The 25179-nt window shown below is 50.0% G+C and carries 18 protein-coding genes; 5 read left to right on the top strand and 13 right to left on the bottom strand.

Features of this window, described 5'->3' with window-relative positions; genetic code table 11:
• Nucleotides 1–49: 49 nt before the first annotated feature.
• Nucleotides 50–1780, top strand: a complete 1731-nt coding sequence (locus tag D889_RS0107065) for an HD domain-containing phosphohydrolase (RefSeq protein ID WP_010632645.1) — start codon at nt 50–52, stop codon at nt 1778–1780.
• 110 nt (nt 1781–1890) lie between these two features.
• Here D889_RS0107065 and D889_RS0107060 read toward each other — a convergent pair whose 3' ends face one another.
• From D889_RS0107060 to D889_RS14895, 5 genes are all read right to left on the bottom strand, one after another.
• A complete protein-coding gene (locus D889_RS0107060) occupies nt 1891–2802 on the bottom strand; it encodes an LCP family glycopolymer transferase (protein ID WP_010632644.1) in 912 nt (303 codons plus the stop codon).
• Between the two features lie 337 nt (nt 2803–3139).
• A complete protein-coding gene (lacD, locus tag D889_RS0107055; RefSeq protein ID WP_010632643.1) occupies nt 3140–4147 on the bottom strand; it encodes a tagatose-bisphosphate aldolase in 1008 nt (335 codons plus the stop codon).
• A 245-nt stretch (nt 4148–4392) separates the two neighbouring features.
• Complete coding sequence (locus D889_RS0107050) at nt 4393–5673, bottom strand: Nramp family divalent metal transporter (protein ID WP_010632642.1); 1281 nt, start codon at nt 5671–5673, stop codon at nt 4393–4395.
• Between the two features lie 248 nt (nt 5674–5921).
• Entirely contained in the window at nt 5922–6947 is a 1026-nt protein-coding gene (locus tag D889_RS0107045) for a YkvI family membrane protein (RefSeq protein WP_010632641.1), read from the bottom strand.
• Between the two features lie 237 nt (nt 6948–7184).
• On the bottom strand, nt 7185–7283 hold the full coding sequence (locus D889_RS14895) for a YjcZ family sporulation protein (RefSeq protein WP_010632640.1): 99 nt from the start codon (nt 7281–7283) through the stop codon (nt 7185–7187).
• A gap of 132 nt (nt 7284–7415) precedes the next feature.
• Here D889_RS14895 and D889_RS0107030 point away from each other — a divergent pair, with 132 nt between their 5' ends.
• Nucleotides 7416–8648: an aminopeptidase gene (locus D889_RS0107030; RefSeq protein ID WP_010632639.1), complete on the top strand. Its 1233-nt coding sequence runs from the start codon at nt 7416–7418 to the stop codon at nt 8646–8648.
• A gap of 175 nt (nt 8649–8823) precedes the next feature.
• Here the strand turns inward: D889_RS0107030 and D889_RS0107025 are convergent, their stop codons facing one another.
• Both D889_RS0107025 and D889_RS0107015 read right to left on the bottom strand, forming a co-directional pair.
• A complete protein-coding gene (locus D889_RS0107025) occupies nt 8824–10977 on the bottom strand; it encodes a methyl-accepting chemotaxis protein (protein WP_010632638.1) in 2154 nt (717 codons plus the stop codon).
• 256 nt (nt 10978–11233) lie between these two features.
• Entirely contained in the window at nt 11234–11788 is a 555-nt protein-coding gene (locus D889_RS0107015) for a VanZ family protein (RefSeq protein WP_010632636.1), read from the bottom strand.
• A 197-nt stretch (nt 11789–11985) separates the two neighbouring features.
• Here D889_RS0107015 and D889_RS0107010 point away from each other — a divergent pair, with 197 nt between their 5' ends.
• Nucleotides 11986–12381, top strand: a complete 396-nt coding sequence (locus D889_RS0107010; protein ID WP_010632635.1) for an OsmC family protein — start codon at nt 11986–11988, stop codon at nt 12379–12381.
• Nucleotides 12382–12470: 89 nt separating this feature from the next.
• On the opposite strand, the gene D889_RS15590 is transcribed toward D889_RS0107010, so the two are convergent.
• The 5 genes from D889_RS15590 to D889_RS0106985 all read right to left on the bottom strand — a co-directional run bounded on the left by D889_RS15590 (nt 12471) and on the right by D889_RS0106985 (nt 19657).
• The gene (locus D889_RS15590) at nt 12471–12644 is read right to left on the bottom strand and encodes a hypothetical protein (RefSeq protein WP_018962231.1); all 174 of its coding nucleotides are present in this window, start codon (nt 12642–12644) and stop codon (nt 12471–12473) included.
• Between the two features lie 414 nt (nt 12645–13058).
• On the bottom strand, nt 13059–16256 hold the full coding sequence (locus D889_RS0107000) for a coiled-coil domain-containing protein (protein ID WP_010632634.1): 3198 nt from the start codon (nt 16254–16256) through the stop codon (nt 13059–13061).
• Nucleotides 16253–16969 (bottom strand): hypothetical protein, encoded by a 717-nt coding sequence (locus D889_RS0106995; protein ID WP_010632633.1) that lies wholly within the window; start codon nt 16967–16969, stop codon nt 16253–16255. Before D889_RS0106995 ends, D889_RS0107000 begins: the two co-directional genes overlap by 4 nt.
• Nucleotides 16932–18377, bottom strand: coding sequence for a hypothetical protein (locus D889_RS0106990; protein WP_010632632.1), 1446 nt, complete (start codon nt 18375–18377; stop codon nt 16932–16934). Before D889_RS0106990 ends, D889_RS0106995 begins: the two co-directional genes overlap by 38 nt.
• Entirely contained in the window at nt 18353–19657 is a 1305-nt protein-coding gene (locus D889_RS0106985) for a DUF2399 domain-containing protein (protein WP_010632631.1), read from the bottom strand. Before D889_RS0106985 ends, D889_RS0106990 begins: the two co-directional genes overlap by 25 nt.
• Nucleotides 19658–19812: 155 nt before the next feature.
• Between D889_RS0106985 and D889_RS0106980 the strand changes: the two genes are divergently transcribed.
• Nucleotides 19813–21240: a C69 family dipeptidase gene (locus tag D889_RS0106980; protein WP_010632630.1), complete on the top strand. Its 1428-nt coding sequence runs from the start codon at nt 19813–19815 to the stop codon at nt 21238–21240.
• A 468-nt stretch (nt 21241–21708) separates the two neighbouring features.
• A complete protein-coding gene (locus tag D889_RS0106975; protein WP_010632629.1) occupies nt 21709–22101 on the top strand; it encodes a toxin-antitoxin system HicB family antitoxin in 393 nt (130 codons plus the stop codon).
• 448 nt (nt 22102–22549) lie between these two features.
• Here D889_RS0106975 and D889_RS0106970 read toward each other — a convergent pair whose 3' ends face one another.
• Nucleotides 22550–24919, bottom strand: a complete 2370-nt coding sequence (locus D889_RS0106970; RefSeq protein ID WP_010632628.1) for a TOTE conflict system archaeo-eukaryotic primase domain-containing protein — start codon at nt 24917–24919, stop codon at nt 22550–22552.
• Nucleotides 24920–25179 lie beyond the last annotated feature (260 nt).

The following is a 25179-nucleotide window of genomic DNA, read 5'->3' as shown; positions in this document are numbered from 1 at the left end:
CGCAGCATAAAAAATAACGGATTTCTCCGACCAGCCGGGAGTGACTGAGATGGCAACGAAGATGCGTACGGAACAACTGGAAGACGGGATGCTCCTCGCCAGAGATATTTACATCAATTCGAATGTGCTGTTTCAGGAAGGGACCTACATTACACCCGAAATCACCACGACTCTGATCCATTTCGGTGTCCGGGAAACCATGGTACACCAGGAACGTGCGACGTCTTTTCACACGCGGCACGCGTCGCTGACGGATCACGAACTGCAGATCCTGAGCGACCGCTTCAAGACGGATGTCCGTTCCGTCGCCAATGAGCTGCGCTGCGGCCGAATTCTTCATTCAGAGGCCTCGTACCTGTGGCTGCGGTCAGTCTACATCCGCTTCTTCTCTAACCCGACGGTGGCGCTGCTGATGAACAGCCTGAAACAATGGGATCCCGCCTGCTACATCCACTCGATCGATGTGTTCGTTTTATGCAGCCTGTACAGCCGCCATGCGAAATGGAAGGCGCCGGACGATTTCATGCTCGGCTGTCTGCTTCATGATATCGGCAAACTGTATACACCACGTGCCATTTTGCTGAAAAGTCAGAAGCTGACGCAGCGCGAATTTGAACGGGTTAAAGAGCACTGCGCCCGGGGTGCCGGCCTGCTCCGGAAATTAGGATTTCCTGACGAGACGTGCCGGATCGCCCGCTCTCATCATGAGCGGATGAACCGGACCGGCTATCCGGAAAAAAAAGCGATCAGTGATGCGGATCAGGATCTGAAACTGATGATGATCACCGATATTTATTCAGCGCTGACGCTGAAACGGTCGTATCGTCAACCGCTGCCGGCGACCCGTGCGCTTCAGCTGATCCTCTCATCCTGCATTCAGCCTCCACTTTTTGACTTAAAGAGCTGTTTCAGCTTTATCAATTTTATACATATTTTTCCACCGGCAACGCAGGTGCTTCTGACGGACGGCCGGACCGGCACCGTCCTCTCTTCGGAAGAGGGTTCCGTCATCCTCCCGCGCATCTTCATGAAGGATTCCTCCCTGGTCAGGCAGCTGCCCAGGGACCTGTCGGTAACGATCAAGAAAGTGATCGGCTGGGATAACAGCCAGATGGAAAGGCAGCGGAAAGAAGCATGGAACGGCTTCGTCACCTGTCTGATCGACGGCAATACCTTTCAGGCGATGGAACTGCTGGATACACTGTCGGACGGCCTGCGTATCGAAGAAATTTTCATCAAGCTGTTCGAGCGGTCGATGAACCAGATCGAATCCGGTCTGGCGCAGCATCGCTATGAAACCGCAGATCGATTGATCGCCGCATCGACACTGGTCATGCTGCTTAACTGGAAAATGATCTCGTTCATCCGCGAACAGAGACAGCCGATCGGTAAAACGGTTGTCGCCAATCTCGGTTCGATCGGCGAATTCACTCAGATGAAATTGCTCGATGATTTGTTTCAGATCAACGGCTGGAAAACCTATTATCTGGCGGAAAATGCCGATGCAGCAGTAATCGCTGAAATCGTCCGGCGAAAGAAGCCGGATTTCCTGGCCATTTCCTGCCCGGCACCGGAAAAACTTTTCACGATCAGCAACACTCTGAAACAGCTCCGCAGCGAGTTTCCGGAGCTGATCCTTTTTGTCCACGGGAAAAAAACTCATCGGCTGTCCGGACAGCCTTCGGAAAGAACATTGATCAGCACCAACATCCAGGATTTCACGGAAAACCTCCGCTCGGTGTTCCGCGTAAAATCTGCCGCAAACGCCCGGCAGCAATAATCCGTGAAATGTTTTGCAGAATTACGGAACGCACCCTGCCTCTTCAGACAAAAAAACGATCTCCGGAAAGCCTGGCCCGGCCTTTCGGAGATCGTTTTTATTCCACTAAATCAGTTTGTCAGTTGCTGTTCGACCATATCTTTAACGCGCTGCTTTTCCGCGTTGCCGACGACAAGATAATAGATACCGTTGATCATCCTGCCCTGACCCTTGACCTCATAGTCGATCGAGTGCTGGCGGGCATCGCGGTAATTGAGCGCGATGTTCTTCATATCGTCGTAGTTCATGTTTGTCTTCACATTGTTTCCGAGCGCGCTCAGGATGTCGGAAAAATGACTGATTGAGGAGACCCCGGACATCTTTTTCACGATCGCATTGATCACATCGCGCTGGCGCTGATTCCGCCCGAAATCACCCTGCGGATCCAGATGGCGCATCCGGATATACCCCATCGCCTTGGCACCGGTATCCAGAGTGATCGTGCCGCGGGCATAGTGGTAGCCCTTCTGATAGTAGCCCTCATCGTGCCAGTCGAGCTTGTTGTACACCGTGACGCCGCCGACCGCATCGACCAGGGCGCTCATGCCCTCCATGTTGATCTTAATGTAAAAATCGGGCTTGGTGCCGCCGATAAACTGCTGCACCGTATCCTGTGCCATTTTGATACCGCCATAGGCATAGGCTGCGTTGATTTTGTCCATTGTACCGCGGCCGACAATCTCCGTCCGGGTATCACGCGGAATCGAGATCATCTGCATCGTTTTCGTCTTCGGATTCAGCGTCATGACAATCAGCGTATCGGAACGCCCGCGATCATTCGCGCGCTCGTCGACCCCCATCATCAGGATGGAAATCGGCTTCTTTTCAGAGATGGCCGCGTGGTTGCCCGAACCGCCGGCCGTTTCGTACATTTTTCCGGCCGTCGACTGGACCGAATGCAGCATGTACCAGGCATAACCGCCCACCGCTGCCACCAGAACCACAATGATGCCGCCGAGGGTCAGCAGAATTTTCTTTTTCATACACTCTTCCCTTTTCTGATAAAATAGATCAGCCGGCCTGCCGAACAGACCCTGTAATAGACCTATCATACCATGCGGAAAGTCCAAAAGAAACGTGCTTAACCAGGAATCAGCCGCGCATTCAGCCAAATCGGGGTGCCATTCAGCCAAATCCGGCACTGATTCAGCCAATTCCGCACCTGATTCAGCCAAAGTACATTTTATGGAATAAATTCAGTCCATCGTCCGGACCGCCCCAACGGTTTACAGCAATTGATAACGAGCCGCATGTCGATTTTTTTCCTAAAGCAAAACGGACCCGGTTTCCCGGATCCGCTTTGCTGCACGTATCAATATGTCAGTCGACGACTTCGATCTTGTCCTTGCCGCCGTATTTTTCGTACCAGGGAGTCGCATTCTCAGCGAGGATGGCGTTGAGTTCTTCAACGTTCTTTTTGCCCTGAGTCGACAACCATTCTTTGGCACCCTTGTCTCCGCCCTTGCCGTAAGCCGCGACGCCTTCGCGCCAGGTTGCACGGCCGCAAAGAACACCGTTATACTTCGAGCCGGCGTCATGTGCAAAGACCAGCGTCTTCTGGAACAGTTCAGTTGAAACACCGGCACTCAGCCAGATGTACGGAACCGTCGTCAGTTTGTCAACTTCCTGGAAGTATTTCTTTGCTTCGTCAGCTGTATAAACCGGCTTGTTTTCGCCGACGCCTTCAACACGGCTCATGTCAACAGGAACTTCAAGCTTCAGAACGTCGATGCCATAACGAGGCTGTGTGAAGACTTTGATTGAATCAAGAACCTTCTGCGGTTTAACTTTTGCATAAGCTTCTTTGTCAGTGATCTTCTCATCGTAGGTAACGATTTCGAAGAACAACGGAATATCTTCAGCCTTGCATTCAGAGCCGACACGTTCAACAAATGCCTTCTTGACATCGTTGATCGAATCCGGTTCATCCGGATCATAATAAACGAGCAGTTTGACTGCGTCGCCGCCGTTTTCCTTGATCCGTTTTACCGACCAGTTCGGCAGAAGATCCGGGATACGTCCCGGTTCCGTTGCATCATAGCCAGTCTTTTCATAAGAAGTCAGAAGGCCGCTGTTTGCGTCGCGAACCTTGCCGGCCGGAAGGCCATATTCAGGGTCGAGCAGAATAGCGCTCGCGTATTTTGTCAGTTCTTCAGATACAAGGGACTTGAAATCGCTCAGTTCCTGATCTGTTGCGTCTTTGCCCTGAGCCGCACCGATCATTCTCTTCAGAGAACCACGCTGGTCGATCGCAAGAGCAGCAATGACGCCGTCCTTGTTGGAAAGCTTGTTGAGAAAGTCAACTTTGCCCTTACTCAGTTTAACCATTATTTATTCCTCCACAGCTAAGATTTTCGGTGTTCTTACGCACCGCAATAGCCAACCCGGCGAATACAAAGCGTGAAAGCAATCACTTACCATCACAAAACCCGCCGCTTTTCTCTCACAAATTCCATTTTACGTCACTTTCAGTTGCAAAGTCAATTTGACAATTTTAATAAATGTGTGAACAAAATTTCCGCGAATCCAAAAAAGAAGCCCTTCTCGGACTTCCGGAAATCTTTTCTAATGGTTCAGCCGAAAAAGGTCTGATAGAGCAGGAACACGTTCAGGCTCACGACGACACCGGCTATGGCCCAGGCGGTGATGGTCGTCAGCTTGTGATTCACCAGCTCGCCCATAATTCGCTTTTTACTCGTAAAGAGAACCAGGGGAATAATCGCCAGCGCAATGCCGAATGACAGGACGACCTGGCTCATGACCAGTGCCTGTGTCGCATTGACCCCGGAGATGATGATAATCAGCGGCGGCATCATGGTGATCAGCCGGCGAATGAATACCGGTATTCTCCGGTGAATGAAGCCTTGCATCATGATATCGCCGGCCAGCGTACCGACTGAAGAGCTCGACAAACCGGCCGACAGCAGCCCGATGCCGAAGAACAGCGCGGCACTCGGTGCAATGTAGTTGCTGAATCCATTGAACGCCACAGTCAGATCGGAAATGACTTCCTTGCCGAAGAAAGTCGATCCGGCAACCGCCAGCATGACGGCATTGATGAACCCGGCGATCAGCATGGCAATCAGAATGTCATATTGTTCAAAGCGGAAGATTTTTTTCCGTTCACCGGGCGTATGCCCGATGACGCGCCGGCAGGTCAGTCCCGAATGCATGTAGATCGCATGCGGCATCACCGTGGCGCCGAGAATTCCGGCGGCCAGGAGAACACTGCTCGTGCCCTGGAACTGAGGAACAAAGCCCTTCATCAGCGGACCGAATGCCGGCATTGAGAAGATAATTTCGCAACTGAAGGCGATCACGATGATAAATACCATTGAGGCGATCACCATCTCCAGCGGCCGGAACCCTCTGACCTGAAACGTCAGAATCAGCATGGCGCAGATCGCCGTCAGGATCGCCGCCGGAATCATCGGCATCCCGAACACCAGATGGAAACCCAGGGCAGCACCGATGAACTCCGCCAGGTCGGTCGCGATGACCATCACTTCGCCTTGCAGCCAGTAAAAAATGGTTAACTTCCGCGGCCACTCCTTCCGGACAATTTCCGGAAGATTATGCGCCGTTGCAATACCCAGTTTTGCAGACAACATTTGAATCAGAATCGCCATCAGGTTTGAAATCACAACCACCCAGAGCAGCATATAACCGTACTGGGAACCGGCCTGGATGTTGGTCGCGTAGTTGCCCGGGTCGATATAGGCAACCGCCGCGATGAACGCCGGTCCGATGAACGGCAGCAGCTGCCGCCATCCTTTTGCTTTGCCGACAGCACTTTGAAAAGATTGCGAATGCTTATTCTCAAGCTTTTCAAAGCGCGGCATTTTCTCAATCATTGCGTCTCCTTCAACCAGCGGTACGTGCATCCGACTCTCCTGCCGCTCGGACATCTGACCATCTCCCATTTGCTTTGTGAATATTTGTTTCCTTAATGCAACATCTCTTCTATAATCAATGTACGACATTTACCCAGTAATTGCAACTAAAAGAAAACAAATTTCACAACATTTTCGGGATTAAACGTTTACAAATGATTCGGGTTGAAAATGAGCCCGTCGGCAGGCAACCTGTGCGGCCGATACGCTCATCTTTCAGGGATGCGGACAAAGCTGAGGCAGATCAGAAGAAACATGCAGAGGAATCCGTAAAATGGGTAGAGTACGCGGATTAAGGCGGAATAACCGGCGATCCCGACGGCCGCCGACCCGACAATCAGCACGGCGACCGCGCGCCAGCCCGGGAGAACCGACGGAAAAACATTACTTAACTGCCGGGACAACCCGAAAATATTTCCCACATACGTTGTCAGAATCTCGCCGAAAATCACGGCAGTAAAAGCCAGATGCATGGCTGCGCCGACCGGGCGCACCAGTTCAGCCGTCGGCATGTCGTACAGCATGACGCCCGGATGAGCGAGAATCAGCTGATGGGCAATCAGCAGCAGCACAGTGAAACCGGCCCCGCCGACCAGCCCGCCGGCAACCAGAACGCGTTCGCTTTTTACCTCTGAGGCCAGCGGGACGAACACCACGAGTGCTGTCGACAGATTGAAGGCAGCATAGGCAAAAGCAGACAGCATCCAGCCGCTCTGCCACGGGGCAGGCGATTGCGGCGGCCGGCCGCCCTCGTGGATAAAAAGGATAATGAGAAAAAGCGTCAGCACCGGAACAACCAGCGAGTTCACCCAGAGCAGTCCGCGTGCCTTTTTTACGATAAAAAAGAGGCTTAGCACGATTGACAACCCCATCCCAAGCCACCGGTTCCAGCCGAGCTGTTCCTGAAAAACCGCGCCCGATCCGGCCAGCATCACCCCGTTGACGCCGAAAATTATCAGGAATACGAGACTGTGAATCACTAGGCCTGTCCGCACGCCAAACACGCGGACAATCAGCACATCAAACGATCCGGCATGAATCCGGCGGGCATAGAGCATCAGCCGGGTTCCGATCAGCGCCATCAGCAGGCCGCTGAACAGAACGCCGGCCGTCCCCCAGGATCCGAAGCGGGTGAAGAACTGGATCACTTCCCGTCCGGAGGCAAAGCCGGCGCCGACAATCGTGCCGATAAATGTGGCCGCAATCTGGAGAACCAGTCCTGCCTTTTTTAACATACCGAAGTCCTCCTCCCTGCTGCGGGTGAACAGCCGTCTCTTCTATTTTATGTAACGCCTGTCCCGGTCATGACGCGCTTTACAATCCGCCGGGGCTCAGGGAACAGCGTCATATGGCGATGCGAAAAAAAAAGCACTAAAAAAATGAAGGAACGGCGCCGCATAGGGTGCCATTCCTTCATTTTTTTGCATCTTAACGGTCCGATGGAAATGGTTCACCATTTCCGGCCGGAGTTCTCAATAACACCAGCTGGCGCCGATGATGATCAAAAGGATAAACAGAACCACTAACAGCGCAAAACCGGAGCTGTGGCCAATACCTGCAGAAGCACCCATGACTGCTGTCACCTCCACCACGTTTTCCCTATCAGTCTATGCAGATGCCCGGATACGGTCCGCCTATTCCCGCTGTGATAGAATGAATGAGGTTAACAACACTTGTGTCATGAGCCAATCGGAGGGAAGACTATGGAGAATTTTGAGCAATTATTAGACCATTATGCCGACATCACCGTCAACGTCGGCCTGAATGTCCAGAAAGGTCAGGATGTCCTGATCCTTGCCCCTGTCGAATCACCGGAATTTGTGCGCCGGACGGTAAAGAAAGCCTATCAGGCCGGCGCAAAGAATGTCTATGTCGAATGGACCGATGAAGCAATCACCCGGGCCCGTTTCGAACTGGCGCCGGATGAGGCCTTTCAGTCCTATCCGGCCTGGCGTGCCGGCGGCTATCAGGCACTGGTCGACAGCAACGCCGCTTTTCTCTACATCTATTCACCAAATCCGGATCTGCTCAGCGGCATCGATCCGGCTCGCATCGCCACGGCGCAGAAAGTCAGCGCTCAGGCGAACAAGAAATTTTCTGAAGCCAAGATCAGCGCGACGGTCAGCTGGTCGATCGTGTCCGTGCCGACCGACGCCTGGGCAGCAAAAATTTTCCCTGATCTCGATGCATCCGAACGGATCGATGCCCTGTGGAAACAGATTTTCACCATCACCCGGTCGGACCGGGAAGATCCGGAAAAAGCCTGGACCGACCATCTGAATAATCTCCGCAATAAAATGGGCGTGCTCAACGATAAGCGGTTCAAGGCCCTGCACTATACAGCGCCGGGCACCGATCTGACGATTGAACTGCCGGCCGAGCACCTCTGGATCAGCGGTGAGATGACGAATGGAAAAGGTACCCCGTTCCGCCCGAATCTGCCAACCGAAGAAGTCTTCACCATGCCGCTGAAAAGCGGTGTCAACGGGACGGTATCCAGCACCAAACCGCTGAATTTTTCCGGAAATCTGATCGACCGCTTCTCACTGACCTTCAAAAACGGACGTGTCGTTGACTTTCAAGCGGAAAAAGGCTACGACACACTGAAACAGATCGTTCAAACGGACGAAGGTGCCCACTATCTCGGCGAAGTGTCGCTCGTGCCGCATCACTCGCCGATTTCCGATACCGGCCTGATTTTTTACAATACACTCTATGATGAAAATGCCTCCTGCCATCTGGCGCTCGGCACCTCCTTCCCGTTCAACTACCGCGGCGGCCGTGAGATGACTGAAAAAGAGCTTGCGGCAAACGGCGCCAATTACAGCCTGACCCACGTTGACTTCATGGTCGGCTCCGGTGAACTGGACATCGACGGCGAATCCGCCGACGGCTCACGGACACCGATCTTTCGCAAAGGTGCCTGGGTGATCTGAATTAGAGAAAGGAACCGGATTTCGGAGCGCCTTTCGGGTATTTCAGAGTGCTTCAGGGTGTCTGCTCATCCCGATTTTCAGCATCCCCGCACCTGTTCCATGTCCCCGCAAAATCAAATTTCTTCCTTTATAAAAAGGCCGGCGGATATCCGCCGGCCTTCCACTTTTCTCTTTTTCAGATTTTGTAACGGCTGATGGCGTCGCGCATCAGCTGAGCCTGCTCATCCAGGTCGCCGGCCAGCTTGTTCAGCTCTTCCATCGCCGCGGTCTGCTCTTCAACGGACGCGCTGACTTCCTCGGTGCTGGCGGCGGTTTCTTCACTCGTCGATGCAATCGTCTGCATCCCCTGACTGATCTGTCCGGTATGTTCCTGGGTCAGCCTGATGGATTCGGCAATTGACCGGATCCCTTTTACATTTTCCTCAATGGTCGCTTCAATCTGCTTGAAGGTGTTGCTCGTCGCTTCGACGGCTTCGCCCTGTGCCTTAACCGATTCCGTTGTCTGTTCGCAGAGTGCAACGGCATGCGCCGTTTCTTTGGTCATCGACGCAATCGTCTGCGTTACTTGCTGCAGCGATTCATTGGTCTGCCGCGCCAGTTTGCGGATCTCGCTGGCAACCACTGCGAAGCCCTTGCCCTGCTCCCCGGCATGGGCCGCTTCGATGCTTGCATTCAGGGAGAGGAGGTTGGTCCGGCGGGCGATACTGTCCAGCACATCGATGATCTGGTTGATGTTCTTTGTATGTTTTTCCAGATGATTGACGGCTTCGATGATCTGACCGGTAGTTTCCGCCGCGGCCTTCGACTGAGTGAACAGGTGGCTCATCGCCTTCTCGCCGCCTTTTGATGTTGTACTCATCTGATTGGCGCCGGTGAGGACTTTCTTACTGCTTTCATCTATCTTTCTGATCTGTGTGACAAGAGATTCCAGTGAATTCCGGTTTTCATCAAGTGCTGTCGACTGGTTCGTCGCCCCGGTGGCAATCTCCTGAACCGTCGCACTGATTTCATTGGTTGAGGCGACATTTTCCTCAGCACTCGCAACCAGTGTCTGCGAGGCCCCGGCGACCTGCCGGGTCACCTCTGTCATTTTCCGGAAAGCCGCCCGGTTGACTTTCGCCATGGTGTTGATACTGGTCGTCAGTTCCGAGAGTTCATCGTTGCCGATGACAGGCAGAGAAACAGTCAGATCACCCTGCTCGACTTTCCTTGCCGCCTGCTGGATCGTTCTGAGCCGGAAAACGACACTTCGCAGCAGGAAGGTCGTGACACAAATCGCAATGAGCAGAATCAGCAGCACCGTCACTGCCGACGGTAAGGTGATCAGATTAGCCTGACCGGAAATTTCACTGCGGTCGATCGCCCCGATCAGAATCCAGCCTGTCGTGGCATTTCGCTGGAAACAGATCAGCTTGTCCCGGCCATTAATTTTTCCATAAAAACTGCCGCTCTTCCCCATCTGGATCAGTTTCTGGTAAAAAGGCTGTTTCGCCAGGCTGGTGCCGATCAGCTTATTCTTCGGCGCGGCGATATACGTCCCGGACGGATCCAGCAAAAATGCATATCCGGTCCGGCCAAACCGAGTGTTGTTGACCTCATTCACAATCGACTGGATAAACAGATCGAGTTTCAGAACCCCTTTGATCTGCGAATTCCCGCTGCTCATCACTGCCTGAGTGACGCTGACAACATACTCTTTGGTTACATTGTCCAGATAAGGATCGGTCCAGCCCGCTTTGCCTGCCCCATTGGCTCCGACCGTATACCAGAACTGTTTCGTCGGATCATAGCTTTTATCAAAAAAGTAAAGTGGTGCGCGAATGATCTTCTTATCCGGCATCGCGTAAGTCAGCGCCTGATATTTGGTGTTGGTACTGATCACATTCTGGAACGACTTATTGATCTGATCCTGATTCTTCACCGGCTGATTCAGAAGCTCGCTTCCGCTAAACTGCCCGACCACCGATTGAGCATCCGAGAAATAGGTCTCAAAATTCTGGTTGGTTGCTTTCAACTGTGCGATTGTGGACTGCTTCAGCTGATTTTCCGTAACTTTGGCTCCGTAAAAATAGCTGAAAAGTCCGCCCGCCAGACCAATGATCACAATCGCCGTGATAAACGGGATCAGAAACTGCTTCCGGATACTGAGCCGAGTCAGCGGCCCGTGGATCAGGTGCTTCTCCCGGAAATGGCTTAGGCGTACCCTGCCGATCCAGGAAAACGGTCCCTTTTCAACATGTCTCCCGGCTTCAGGAGCAGAAACCTTTTGGCTCTGTTGCGCCTTCTGATCGGGAATTTGCTGTTCAGACTTGCTGCTGTCGTTCTTCATCGTCAAATACCCTCACTTCTATGTAGATAATGAATTATTTATCTTTCGGACTACCGGTGTACAGCCGGCAAACAGTCCCGGAATCCCGGGCCTTTAAGCCTATATGAAGCAAAAAAAGAGACACCGGCAGAACGGTCGAACCCTGCCGAATCATGGAACGATCCGGCAAATCCGTCCTGCGGTTTCTCTGCAGAACCTGATTCATATTTTTTATCGGAAAAATCCCGGAAACTTTTAGCGGATGGTCCAAAAAGGATTAGCCTTCACTGTGCGCATGCCGCGGACGCGGACGTGAAGATGAGTGATGATGGCCGCTGCCTGTGTAAAGCAGCTTGAAATAAAGGTCGAGAAGAAAGACAAGGATCATCGCCAGAATCATACCGCTCAGGTCAAAGGTCAGCGAATCGATCAGGTGCCCTGTTCTTCCGGCAATGAACGTCTGGTGATATTCATCGAAGAAAGAATAGCAGAGTGCCGCACCGGGGCCGAATAAATAGCAGAAAAAGCGCGGCAGAATCGTGGTCATGAACATATTGATCAGCATGAACGTCAGCAGCATATACTCCATCACATGGCTGGCCTTGCGCACCGCAAATTCGAAAAAGGCGTAGGGGTCGGCCGACGTAATTTGTTCTCCACTGTAATTAAAACTGATATGGGGAAATGTCTCGGAAGTCCATTGAAAGTGTGCTCTTAAAAAAGGCTGAATATCCTGCTGAGAATACGGCATCGCCGATCCCCGGTAGATCATGGCTATAATAAAAAGACTGAGCACCATCCAGATCCAGAACGCTTTTTTATTTTTCAGCAAGACAATGACCTCCTCCCGCAAATCTATGACTGTCCTCTGTCTTTACACTAAATTAATATTATTTTTCCATTATAGCGCAGATTGTGTATTTTTTTCATTGATTTGCGGATAATCTTATTATTAAAAGTGCCGCCAGGGGCAGTGTCTTTGACAATTCCGCCGGAACTTGCTATTTTCAGAGGCAGGGGGAATGGGAAATGACATTAAAAGCTGTGGATGACGGATTTGTCCTGAATCATGAACATGGAACGATGAAGATCAACAAAAGCGGCGACTTCCGGCCCGGTGATCTGCTGGAAATTTCAATCGGTGCATGCAGCGCCATGACATTCCGGACGCTGCTCGACCGCCGCAAGATCCAGTACAGCGAGCTGACAGTGGATACGGACAAGGTACGCGCCAAAGAGGAACCGCTGCCGATCCGAAAAGTCGGTGTGCACTTCACACTGAAAGGAACCGATCTTGACGAAAAGCTGATCCGGCGCCTGTTCAATCATGTATACTCGAACTGCACCATTGCCCAGTCGGTCAAAGGTGCGATTGAAGTTGAGGAAACGCTGGACATCGTTCAGGAACAGACGGCATCCAGATAAACATAAAACGTGTAACAGCGAAGCCGGAGAGGCCCTTCTCTCCGGCTTTTGTTTTTCCGCAGATTGGAGAAGCGGTCCGACTCCCCCGTTTAATCCCCGCTCTCATTTTTTCTGATCGACTCATGAATCATCTTGTTGTTGCGATAGGCGTTCTTCAATGCGGTCAGCATGGGTTCATGCTTCCGGTTGTTAAGATAAATATTGAGGAAACGGCTCTTAATCACAAATTTCCGACCGGAAGTATCTGACTTGCTGAAAAACATATACGAATCATTCCTTTAATTTTAGTTTAACTGATTATTCCGTCAGCCCATAACCCATCATTGTCTGTTTTCGCGAAAGGCGATATATTCCGCTGAACGTCGATATATTTTCACGAAGGGCGATATATTCTGCTGAGATGTCGATCTATTTTCGGCATTTTATCAGTGTGTCCATTCATGCGGCTGTTAACCCTCACGCACATACAAATCATGACGTTTTCCTATTTTAACGCCTCTATGGCTATCATGCAAAAGTGGATTCGACATTGAACGACCATTTAACTGTGACTATTATAACAAATTTTCCCGTGTGCTGAGGAAAAAGGCACCGTCTGTCTGCCAGGTCGATCGGATCATTCCTCATTCCTTTTATTCCGACCGTTCCGACTGGAAAAGGCCAGGACCCGGGAAAAATCACTTCATATAAATCCCAATCACCCTGCTTCTCGGGATCCGCGGATCGTGCTGAACCACAAATGCTTTGTTGAATCGATCGACATAATCTTTCTCATGCGTCTTCGGCGTCAGGACGATCAAGCGCCGCTGCAGCTGATCGACATAAAGGTCAAATACTTTGTTTTTCCGCTGCTCATCAAGCGCACTGTCGAATTCATCAAGAACAATAAAGCTGGGGGCCGTTTCAAGATTCCGCAGAAGGGCCAGTGCGAACAGCAGCGAGCTCAGTGATTCCTCACCGCCTGAAACACCTCTTCCGACCCGGCCGCCGCGCGCTTTGACACTGACATCTTCCATCGACCCCCGATGCCCCTCTTTTCGCGCTTTAACATAGAGTTTAAAATGTGTTCGGTCCCTTTTGTCCGTCAGCGATTCCCAGCTGATTTCGCCCTGAAACTGAAATACCCCCATATAGACAGTAAAACGGTTCTTGATTTCCAGAATCCGCATATTTACGGTCGTCTCCAGATTCTCCCTGACCTTCTCTACTGTCGCTTTGTTGCCTTCCAGCAGCACCATCGTCTGCTGGTACTCTTTTTCCAGCCGGTCGAACTCCTCAAGTGCCTTTTGATAGTTTTCCTGTGCCGCCGGATCAATACCCGTTTCATTTTTCGCCGTATTAAAGGTAATCTCACCGTCTTCCAGACTTTTCTTCAGCTGAATTTCGGAACTGTTCGTGTCCGGCTCAAAAGCCGCCGTCAGCTCTTTATATAAGTCCGGAACTGTTTTCTGAAAATCCTGAAGTCCCTGGATCACCTTCACCCGATCACTTTTGGCGTTTTCCAGATGTTCCTGAGCCTGCTTTCGATGAGCTTCCCTGGTTTCCATTTCCTGCGACAGCCGTTCCCACGTGCGCTGCGTGACGCTTTGCCGCCGGTTCAGATTGCTCAGCGACCGCTCACATTCATCGGTCATCCGCTCCAGCCGGTTAATCTCCGACTTCAGTGATTCGATCTCCCTGGATTTCTCGGCTTCCTTTTCCTGTAACTGATGAAGCGCTTCATACTTCAGTTTGCTCTCGCCCAGGGCACGATAGAAATCGAGTTCCTTCTCAACAAGACCGATCCGATGCTCCTGTTCAATCCGGTCTTGAGACAGCTGCTGAAACGCTGCCCCGACGTCACGCAGCTGACTGATGATCCCAGTCAGTGCCTCTTCTGCATCATCCAGATCCTCTCTGCACTTAATCCGTTCCTGACGCCGGGTCATAAACAGTTCAGCTTCTTTGACCTGTTGAATCCGGCCATTTAGGAACTGGTACTGTTTTGTCTCCTGATCATACTGCCCTTTCAGCTCGTCAACCTGTCCTGACACTTTATCGAGAAGCCGGGCAACTTCAGCCCTTCTCAGCCGGATCGCCTGCTCGCTTAAAATGTATCCTTGTTTCTCCTGTCTGCCGCGCAAGCCCCTTGGATCATGAAGGGTGTTGTGCTCAATATAAATACCGGTTTTCTGAAAAAACTGCTGCACCCAGTACAGCGCCTTGGCCGCATAAGGGTAGTTCCGGTCGTCAAGATTCTCTCTGATCCGCAAATGAATTTTTGGAATCCGGTCGATCAGTTTCTCCGGCACCATACCTTTCAGCGGCACATGATAGAGATCATTCGGCGGCTCAGCTGTTTCGTCATTAAAGAAAATGGTGTATTTGATCGTATCGAACAGGCTTTCATCACTCAGCCGGGCCGTATCGTCCAGTTCAACAAGTTCTCTCAGCGGCCATGCTTCGACACCCCTGGCTTTAAAATAATCCAATGACTGCTGCTGCCGTTCTGAGAGCGTCCGGCCTTTGGCAAGCGCTGCCTGCTCTTTTTGCAGCGCATCAAGCTGACGCATCGTCTGCATCAATGCCTCTTTATGCCGGTTTGACGATTTCCCAAGCTGATCGATGGCAGCCTGCACTTGATAGCTGCTCTGAAACTTTGAAAGCAACGCCTGAAAGAACTGTTTCTGTTTCTCCTGTTCTTTAATCTCCTGCTGCAGACCGGCAACCGTTCTCAGCAAATCGGACTGCCGGCCGGTTAAGGATTCCCTTGCCGAATCATTCTCCGCCAGCTTCGTGAGCGTGGCCTGGTGCGTCTGCTGTAAATCATACCGAAGTGCTCTGGCCCCGGCTTCGGTATGCTCAATCTGTTTCTGCCGGTCCAGCAGCCCCTTCAGCTCATTTTTTAATTTCACCGTTTCCGTCTGGATCTGTGTCCGCTCGTGCTCAGCCTGTGCGCGCTGCCGGCCGGTCTCTTCGGTTGCGGCCTCCGCTTGCTTCAACTGCATCTGCAGGGCCTGCTCTTTCTTCTGCTGTTCCTCTTTTCTCGACTGCAGACCGGACAGGCGCTCCTGATCAGCGTGTATTGCTTTATGAAGATCCGCGATCGACTGCCGATCCGCCTCAATCCGGTGCTGATAGACGATTTCCAGATTTTTCAGCGCCGACAGGGATTGCCCGGCACCTTTTTTCAGTCTCCGCTGCTGGTCGATCAGCCGGTCACGGCTCGTTTTCAGCAGATTCAGATTCATCTTATGCCGGTTTCTGTTCGTTTCCGCCGACTGCAGTAAATCCTTGTTCTCCTTCAGCCTTTGCACGCTTTCTTCCCACTGTTTCTGAATTTTGTCGATTTGATACATTTCACTGAATATCCGGAAGCGTTCCTCCGGATCCATCACCGCAAACTGATTAATCTCCTGCTGATACCAGATCAGATAGAATTGATCAGGATCGATTTTATAGTGATACTTCAATGCGGATTTGTACGCGGAGAAATTGAACGAGCTGTCGCCCGATATGTATTTGACCGTCTCACTCCATTGATCGGGCTGGTCGCCTTTCATCACCAGAAATTCCTTGATCATCGGCTGGCCGGGATATTGGATAATGTGAAGGCTGAATTCAATCCAGGCGGGCTCATCGATCTTCGTCTGGCCGTCATTTTTAAATAGCAGCCCGATCGTTGCCTTCCAGGTCTGATCAGGCGGTAGATTTCTTGACCTCAGTCCTTCAACATCAACCTTTGATGAATACAAAACGGCACCCATGCAAAAGGTGATCGTTGACTTGCCCGAACCGTTCGGGCCTGTGATCATAATATGTCCGTTTGTTCCGAGGTCAAGTTCCGTCGGCTCAAAATCACGAATCCCTGAGAACTGCAAGCGACACGGAATCATGCTTCCCCTCCTTGCTCGTACAGATTATAGCGTTTGAAAAATTTGAGTACTTCTTCTTTGTTCAGCTGGTGCGACTGACTGAATTCTGCCGTTCGCCGCAGAAAAGAGTCGGAAAACATCTGGGCACCGATCGCTGTTAACTGATAAGCACGCTCACCGGAATCCGACGGATAGTTTTCCAGCGCGCCGATTTTCTTCAGCTGGTCAATGCTCACCAGGATCTTCTGATTGGCCTTCCTTGTTTCATGGCCTAATGCCTCCAGCAGCTGATCGAATAAAGTGAGGTCCTGCTGCAGCACTTCCTGCTGGTAAAACATAAACAGCAGCACGGCCAGACTCTCTCTGGACAATGTGTTTCTGGCGGCACGGGCCGGCACATGCATCATGACCACAGCCTGATCGCGCCGCTGATCATAAATGAGCTTAAAATAACGGCCGACTGCCTGATTGACGCGTTTCAGAAATGAGAAGAATTCCGGATCGTCCGGTTTCAGTTTCAGCTGCTTTTCAATCTCTTTGCGCGGCAGCCCGAAATTAGCCGACCGGATTGAAGCAGACGATGAGAACAGAATATTCATAAAGGCCAGTTCTTCATCCTCCGACAGCACGCCGTGCAGGGAAGCCATGGCATTGAGTGTATTCACGTTGCGCTTTACTGAATCAGACCCGCCGGATTCATTCTTCACCGGATTTTTCTGTTCCCTTTCCGTCATGGCTGCTCTTCTCCTCCTTCAGTGAAATCATCTGTTTTCCATCTTCAGGGTTCATCCAGTCCCATTCCTGTTTCCCGGACACTGATGAATTCTGTTCTGACAGCGGTCCCGCGACGACCTTCTTATTGCCGATTAGTGCAGCGATGGCGGTCACCGTGTTCACGGCATCGTGCCATTGATGAGGCGTTGCTTCGAAGACGATCTGTTCCCTGCTTGCCTTTTGCACCTGATCCAGATACTTTTCAACCGTTTCCGTCTGAATCATCGATTTCGTCAGCAGCCAGGATGTATCTCCCAGCAGCGAGGTCATATCCTCTCTGGTGCCCTCCGCTTTGTTGTACTGAATATCTGCCTCTTCTTCAATCGGCCGGACATAAGGCTCATAATGTTCCAGATAATCAACGCCTTCCTGTATCCCCTCTCCGGAAAGCGGCGATGCAAATTTTACCGGAATCCAGAGACCATCGAGCGCTTCCCCTGCGTATTGATCCTGCTCCATAAAACTGAACATCTGATAGGCATCGGGAATATCTGAATCCAGCGGCGGATCAAACATCGAGATGATGAACTTCCGGACGAGCTCAGGCCGGATTGCCGAAGCAATCGGAGTCTGACGCATGGCCGTAAATTTCAGATATCGGTTGATCATTCCCAGACTGAGGTTTGTCCCTTCTGATAAAACGCGGGTCCCCTTCTGCATCAGATTCGTCAGGACCAGACTTTCATCCAGTGTCTTGAATTTCTGAATTCGTTCATTCAATTTGGTCTGAAGTTCCGTCATCAGATGATGCACCTTCTGCAGCTGCGGCAGCGCATTTCTATCGGCCAGCAGTTCAAGTTCCCGTGCTTTTAACTGGGACACAGCGTCCTCAACATTCCGGATCAGACTGGCAATTTTATTCCCGCCTGAAATGCCATGGTCGTCGTACGCTTCACTGAGCTCCGCATCACGGCGCGCCTGAAAGAGGGAACGGCCGATGTCGTCCTCCAGATAATACGCCAGTGAATCATTCGCCAGCCGGATCAGGACGTCCATCATTCGTTTCCCGAGATCGCGCATTTTTAACTGGGTGGACTGGCGCGAGATCCAGTTGTTGGTCACCAGTACATTAACGACATGGGCGACCCGCTTTCTGGAAGGCGGTTCCGGATCCGGGAAGCGGTTCTGATAGCGATAGAACAATGTATCTGAATTAATGATCGGTTCATCCAGACCGAGTGCTTCTTCATTCAGCAGTTGCAGGATTCTTAAAAAGCGCAGCACTTCCTGAGGCGAGTTGAATGCCTGCGGCCCGAGTTCTCCGAGTACGGCGGACAGGGTCGCCACGTCCCGCATGGATTGCAGCACCGCGGGCGAATCCTGTTGCTCTGTAAAAACAGAAATCAATCGGTGATCCATTGGGTCCATAATGCGGCATCTCCCATCTTTTCTTCCTGCTCCCTGTTCTTCTCAGCCAGGAATGCAGCCATCTTCTGCTGATAGTCGTCGGGATCAGGCAAGGCTTTCTGATCCGGACCGATCCATTTGACAGGAATTTCAGAATCGGTCGTCCGGATGATCTGAAAGAGTTCATTGGCAATCAGCAACCCGTCCCGGTCATAATCGGTCCAGATGAGAACCTGATGCAAATGGCTGCCCTTCAGCAATTGTTCGATAAAATGACAGTGTGCGGACCGGACATGGCCGTCACAGCCAACAAGCAGGACAGCCCTTCTCTTTAGAAAATGATCCTCCGCAGCCATTCGGGTCAAAATGGCGCGATTTTCAACCAGCCACAGGGTCCGTGCCTGTGTTTTATAGCAATCTGTTGTGAGCGACACGCTGGTTACCGCATGAACCGTTCCATAATCATAGACTGACTGTTTTCCCCGAACCGCTCCGGAAAAATAAACCGGTGTGATGCTGCCGAGACTGGTCAGTCCAAGCAGTTCTGCCGAGAACCCGAACCTGTCCGTGAACTGCTGCAGAAAATCCGGCTTGTCCCGGTCGAACTGTTTCGACCCGCCGATTTTCTTAAAGTAAGCGGCGCCGATCTGTTTCCAGTCGAACTGATCCTGCACCGCACTGATCCGGACAAGCGCCAGTAAAAAGCGCAAATATCTGATCCGCTTTTCCGCCGGCCACGTCTTTACAAATCGATCATTCAAATGCATGACATCCGTCGTGTTCTCGTTGAGGACATCCTCCCTTATTTTTTCAATGAGCTTTAGTCGAATGGATGGAAGTGCCGCGGGGATGGCGGTGCTGTCGAAAGCGGTCCGGATCCGGCTCAGTTGTTCCGACCGTTGTCTTGCCTGATCCGACGCCTGCTTTTCAAGGAAGGCAAACAGACGAGGACCCATCCGGTAATCGCTGTGGTCAACGGTCCGGCCATCGCGCTTCAGCCGGATCTCTTTAATGATCCATCCTTCCTCCAGCCAGTTCAGGGTTAGGGGATCGTCGTCTTTCAACGTCATCTTTTTTCGCGGTGTCAGTTGCCGTTTCAGCAATCGCCTGTCCACAGGTTCCGACTGGTGATTCTGGTTCCGGCTTAATGTCAGAACACCCGTCTGGCGGCGTGTCCGCGCCGTGGATTTCACCACCGGGAGCTGCATCAGGGTAGCGGAAAGCATACTGCCGCTTTCAAATGCTTCATCTTTTCGTAAAAAATACGCGCTCAGGAATGTCAGCGACTGCGAATCCAGCATTTCCGATCTTCACCTCTGTTCTTATTGTATCAGAACGTAAAGCCTGGTGGATTTCGCTTTATCACCAGCGCGCACTGTTTATTTCGGCGGCTGTTCCATTATAATAGAAGAAAAAGGTTCATTTAAAATCATTCATAGAGGGATGGCAAAACAGAATGCAGAAGAATAAACGCACATCCTGCACCTCGGTGCTCGTCGGCCGGAAAGCCACGCTGGACGGCGCGACATTGATCGCGCGCAATGAAGATAATTATACCGTGCTCGGGCCGAAACGGATGGTCATTCATCCGCACCAGGTTCTGGATGAAGAGGAAACCTTCGTTTCACCCGATAATCAGTTTACGATGAAACTGCCGCGGGAACGGCTCCGCTATACGGCCACTCCGGACGGGGAAACAAAGTATGACACATTTGAAGAAGACGGGATTAATGAAAAAAATGTTGCGATGAGCGCCACAGAGAGCATTTACGCGAACGACCGTGTGCTCGGCTATGATCCGCTTGTAGCTAACGGCATCGCCGAAGACAGCATGGTCACCGTCGTGCTCCCTTACATCCATTCTGCCCGCGAAGGCATCCGGCGGCTCGGTGCCATTATCGAAAAACACGGTACCGCCGAGTCGAACGGGATCCTTTTTTCAGACAAAAAAGAAGTCTGGTACATGGAAACGGTGACCGGCCACCACTGGGCGGCGCAGCGAATCCCCGATGACTGTTATGCCGTCTGTGCCAATCAGATGGCCATCCAGGAAATCGATCCCGGCAACGCTGACTTTTTCATGACTTCCACGGGTCTGGTTGAATTTATTCAAAAATATCACCTGAACACCGGCGACGACACCATAAATCTCAGGAAGATCTTCGGCACGTCGACGGTTTTTGACCGCCACTACAACACCTCACGCGTCTGGTACGGCCAGCGCTATCTCAATCCGGAAATTGATCAGGATCCGATGTCGGAAGACCTGCCGTTCCTGAGAAAAGCCAATCGCCGAATCGGTGTCGAAGATGTTGGCTATATCCTGAGCTCCCACTACCAGGAAACGCCTTACGATCCGCTCGGCGGCGGTAATGACGCAGATCGACTGGCATTCCGGCCCATCTCGCTCAATCGCAATCAGGAATCCCATATTCTCCAGATCCGCCCCGGCGTACCGGACGGCATCGCCGCCATCCACTGGCTGAACTTCGGCGTCATGGCCTTCAGCCCCTATGTGCCGTTCTATGCCAACGCGACGGCCGTTCCGCAAGCCTACGCACATGCACCGGAAAAATTCTCAATCGATTCCGCCTACTGGCTGTTCAAATTCGTCCCCGTCATCGTCGAGCCGCACTATCAAGCCTTTCTGAAGCAGCTGACCGATTACCTCGGCAGCCTGCACAGCAGTTTTCTCGGCAGTCTGGCGAAAACCGATGAACAGGCAGCCGGACTGGATTCTGAGAAGCTGATTGAGCTGCTCAACAAAACCAACGAGCAAAACGCCGGCCTCGCACTGGAGAAGACACACGAACTGCTACGCGAACTGGCAACCGATGCCATGGGGCTGTCGAAGCTGACATTTACGATGGATAAGAATTTGTGACAAGATCGTCCCGGAAGTTGAGCCTCTGCCGGGGCGATTTACATAAAAACTATCGGTAATCAATTCTATGACAGATTAAGAATAGACATAATCTCAGCCGTGTCCTCGAAACGCGGCTTTTTTTTTATAGCCGGAGAAAACGGCAACACACACTTTTCTAGAATATAGCCTGCTCATTTCAGCGCTTACTCGCATGTCATCCAGGTCGGAAATTCGGTAACCCATTGTCGTAGGCATCGCTCGTTTCAATACATCCAGGTTCAAGTTCGACAACCAGCGCGAAAGGACTCGTTTCGTCACATGACCATTTATAGAATGCGAACAGTATTAATTTTTTAGGTTAATTATGCGTTGTATTTTGGTACTTCATATGGTACTATTCTAATAAAGGATGAAATCAGATGGCTGGAACGGGGATCCTGTTAAGACGGTTTATGTAAAAGATGTCCTGAGGAGAATAGGCATATAATGCCTGAAATTAACACTATGTCTTACCTGACGGAGGAAAAAATGAAAAAGGATCTTAATTACTATTTGAATCTTCCATACACAGAAATGGTTCAAAAAATCAAAGATGAATCCGGAGAATATTATTATGCGCAAGTTCTTGAACTTGACGGATGCCAAAGTGATGGAAAAACGGTTCCTGAAGCTTTAAATAATGTTCACGAAGCTATGGAAGGATATATCGCAGCTAAATTAGAATATGGTGATCATATTCCTGAACCGAAAAGTCCTAATGAATATTCAGGAAGATTAAATCTCAGATTGCCAAAGTCCTTGCATCAGCGTCTCGCAGCAGAAGCAGAACGTGAAGGAGTCAGTTTGAATCAATATATGGTGATGAAGTTAAGCAGATGATATGCGTAGAGAATCAATGTAATGTAGGGCTTGCCCTTCATTAGCTAATGTTCCTATCTTCCTTTGTGATCAAAGCGAACCATTTTACGATGAAAAGTCTGCTTCTGCTAAGGCGCCCGAAAAATTCTCAATGAACTCCTCCTTTTGGCTGTTCATGTTTGATACTGACGGCCTTCACATGAACAAAACCGGATATTATTTACTATCAAAAGGAATAGCCGGACGTCTGCTGACAGGTTGATCCTAAAACAAGATGTCCATTTAAATTATCATCAGCTACGTCATCAAGACATGGCTGACTCTTTTATTGGAAACCTTTTCACCTCAGACATCTTTCCTTCGAAAAAATCAGTGGCAAATTTTTTTAAAAAAGTCAAATCAATCACAACGCTCGGTTTTTTTTGTATGTTCAGTAGCGCTATCTATCTGTCAAACGAAGTACTCGCTTTCAAAATAGCTCCATCTGCTCGCTTTCTGATTTTGATGGATCAGCAATACGATACCCCATTGTTGTGTAACGTTTGTTTCTTCTCTGGAACATCCGATTCAGCACAGGAATTTTGATGTCAACATAGTCGTAAACACGAACTTCTTTTTTATTCATGTATTGACGATGCAGCCTGCCAACATACTGTTCAAGGATTCCTTTCGAGGATACCGGCATGACAAGGAAAAGTGTGTCCAGACCAGGATCATCGAAACCTTCTCCAATATATTTTCCAGTTGCGATCACCAGGCATTCTTCATGGTCTGGAAGTGCAGCCAAATCTTTCAGTTCCTTTTGTCTGTCTTTTTTCTTCCCCTGGCCTGTCAGCTCAAAAACATTTTTAACGAATGGATCAAAGCGTTTTCTAAGCAGATGCGCATGCGCAACCCGTTCCGTAATAATGATTGGCTTACGTTTTTCTTCCATTACGTGCAGGACATCATTAAAAATTTGATCATTTCGTCGCTCGTCAGTAGCTAACTCATTCAGGAGAGGTTGAATTTCTTTTGTCTCCGAAACAAAGCTCGTTTTTCTTAGGATTAGCAGATGTTTGAAACTCTGAACTTTTGACTGTGTCCTGGCATTGACCCGATAACGGATGGGACCGCACTGCATCTCAATAATCGGATGAAATCCATCTCTTCGAACAGGTGTGGCAGTTAGTCCAATCACATATTTAGCCCGAATCTGACGCAGAACGTGTTCAAAACTAATTGCAGCCACATGATGGCATTCGTCGACGATCACCTGTCCATATTGAGTGATAAATGATTTCAAGCCGCTTTTTCCATTTATCGATTGCAACATTGCTACATCAATCTTTCCTGTAACCTGCTTTTTACCTCCGCCGATCTGTCCGATTTCCTTCTTTGGCAATCCAAGCCAAATTGATAATTGTTCCACCCATTGGTCCAGTAGTTGCAGGCGATGGACAACAATCAGCGTATTAATTCTACGTCTGGCTATTAATGCGGGAGATACTACCGTTTTTCCAAAACCCGGAACCGCAGAGAGAATTCCTGTATCATTTTTGATCAGTTCATCAAGTGCGTCCTTCTGCCGTGACGTTAATTCTCCCTGAAATTCTACGCTGACAGATGAGCCGGAAAACTTTTGATCATCAATATGTAAAATTGAATCATGCTGCGTCATAAGTTCTTGAAGTTTGTCCAGACATCCTCTGGGAAGAATCAACTGTTGATCTGTTTCATCAACACAATTGATCACTCTTGGTGTTCCGGATGTAGACATCCTTCTTGCCTGTTTTCGATAAAAGTCAGGGTTAGAGAAGCGCCCCAGACGAGTCACTCGGGACAAAACTTCAGATGGGAGCTGCTGCTTATCAATATAGATCCCATTCTTGAGCACCGCAGAAATTTCCTTAGGCCATGGACTGGTGGCTGTTAGCTTCAATTCGTCATTATTTGCGACGGCTTTTTTAAGTTCGTCGAGAGTTAATTTTCGTATTGACGATAAGAAAAGCCACTGATCCGGGTAAGGTCTCCAGTCTTCATTCACAAAAACACTGTTTCCAAGCAACCTTTTATGTCTTTGTAAAGGCAAAGCAATCAAGTTGCCAAACCCACCGCTGGGCATCGTATCCTGATCAGGTAAAAGGCGATCATAGGAATCAAGACCCATGTCATGGCGCACTTCCAGTGTCTTTGAAATAAGCATCGTGCCCAATTTTCTTGCCGTCTTGGCTGGAACCGGTTCTGAAAAAAAGAGCCACAAGTGGGCACCTTGTCCCGACCGCGACCGTTCTATATTAAAAGGTAGATTCAATTTTTTACTGATTTTCAAAAATGCCAGGACATCTTCCTGCCAATTCTTCTTATCAAAATCAACAGCAAGAAACCAGCACTTATCATTTTTTAAAAGGGGATAGAGACCAATTGTCTTCTCACCGCTTAAGTGTTCAAAGATCACTTCATCTGTCAATGGCAGCAATATTCTATGCTTACTTACATGACACTTAACTGCTGGTTTCTGGCAAATAGGTCGTTGCCATTCATATTTACAAGCAGGACTGTAACCTGATGTTCCTTTACTTGATTCCCAACGCTTTGCATAGGTATCATCCCTGCCACGAAAAAGAGACCGGTATAATCTTATTTTTTCCACAGAAGTGGCATATCGAGAGATAAGTTGCTTCTCGCTGGTCATTGGTTCGTAATCAGAAAGATGTTCTGTCACCCTTTCCGGAGTGACACTTGTTTTGTCCGGCGTTTCCCTCATGAGTTTTGCATTCAAACGCTTTAAATAAGCATTTTCTTTTCCCAGACGTTTATTTTCCATCATTAATTTTTGAATTTGCTCATTATTGTCCATCGTGAAAACCTCTGTTGTTTTTTAAAGAGATTGACTATCTTTTTTCGGATAGAAAAGAATATGAAAATTCGGAAGACAACTAATTAAATTATATCTGAGAAAAATGATCATTGCCAACCACCTCAGTTAATGAGAAGACTGTCTAATTTCTCAGGACTCCAAAAATTATAAAATATATGATAAACTGACTGAGTGATTCAATCCCTCATAGGTGAGATAGCCATACTGCCCCTATAAAACTTGATGTGATACGATACGAA

The sequence above is a fragment of the Sporolactobacillus vineae DSM 21990 = SL153 genome (assembly GCF_000377985.1).
GTDB classification, from domain to species: domain Bacteria; phylum Bacillota; class Bacilli; order Bacillales; family Sporolactobacillaceae; genus Sporolactobacillus; species Sporolactobacillus vineae.
This window is presented reverse-complemented; position numbering and strand designations above follow the sequence as displayed.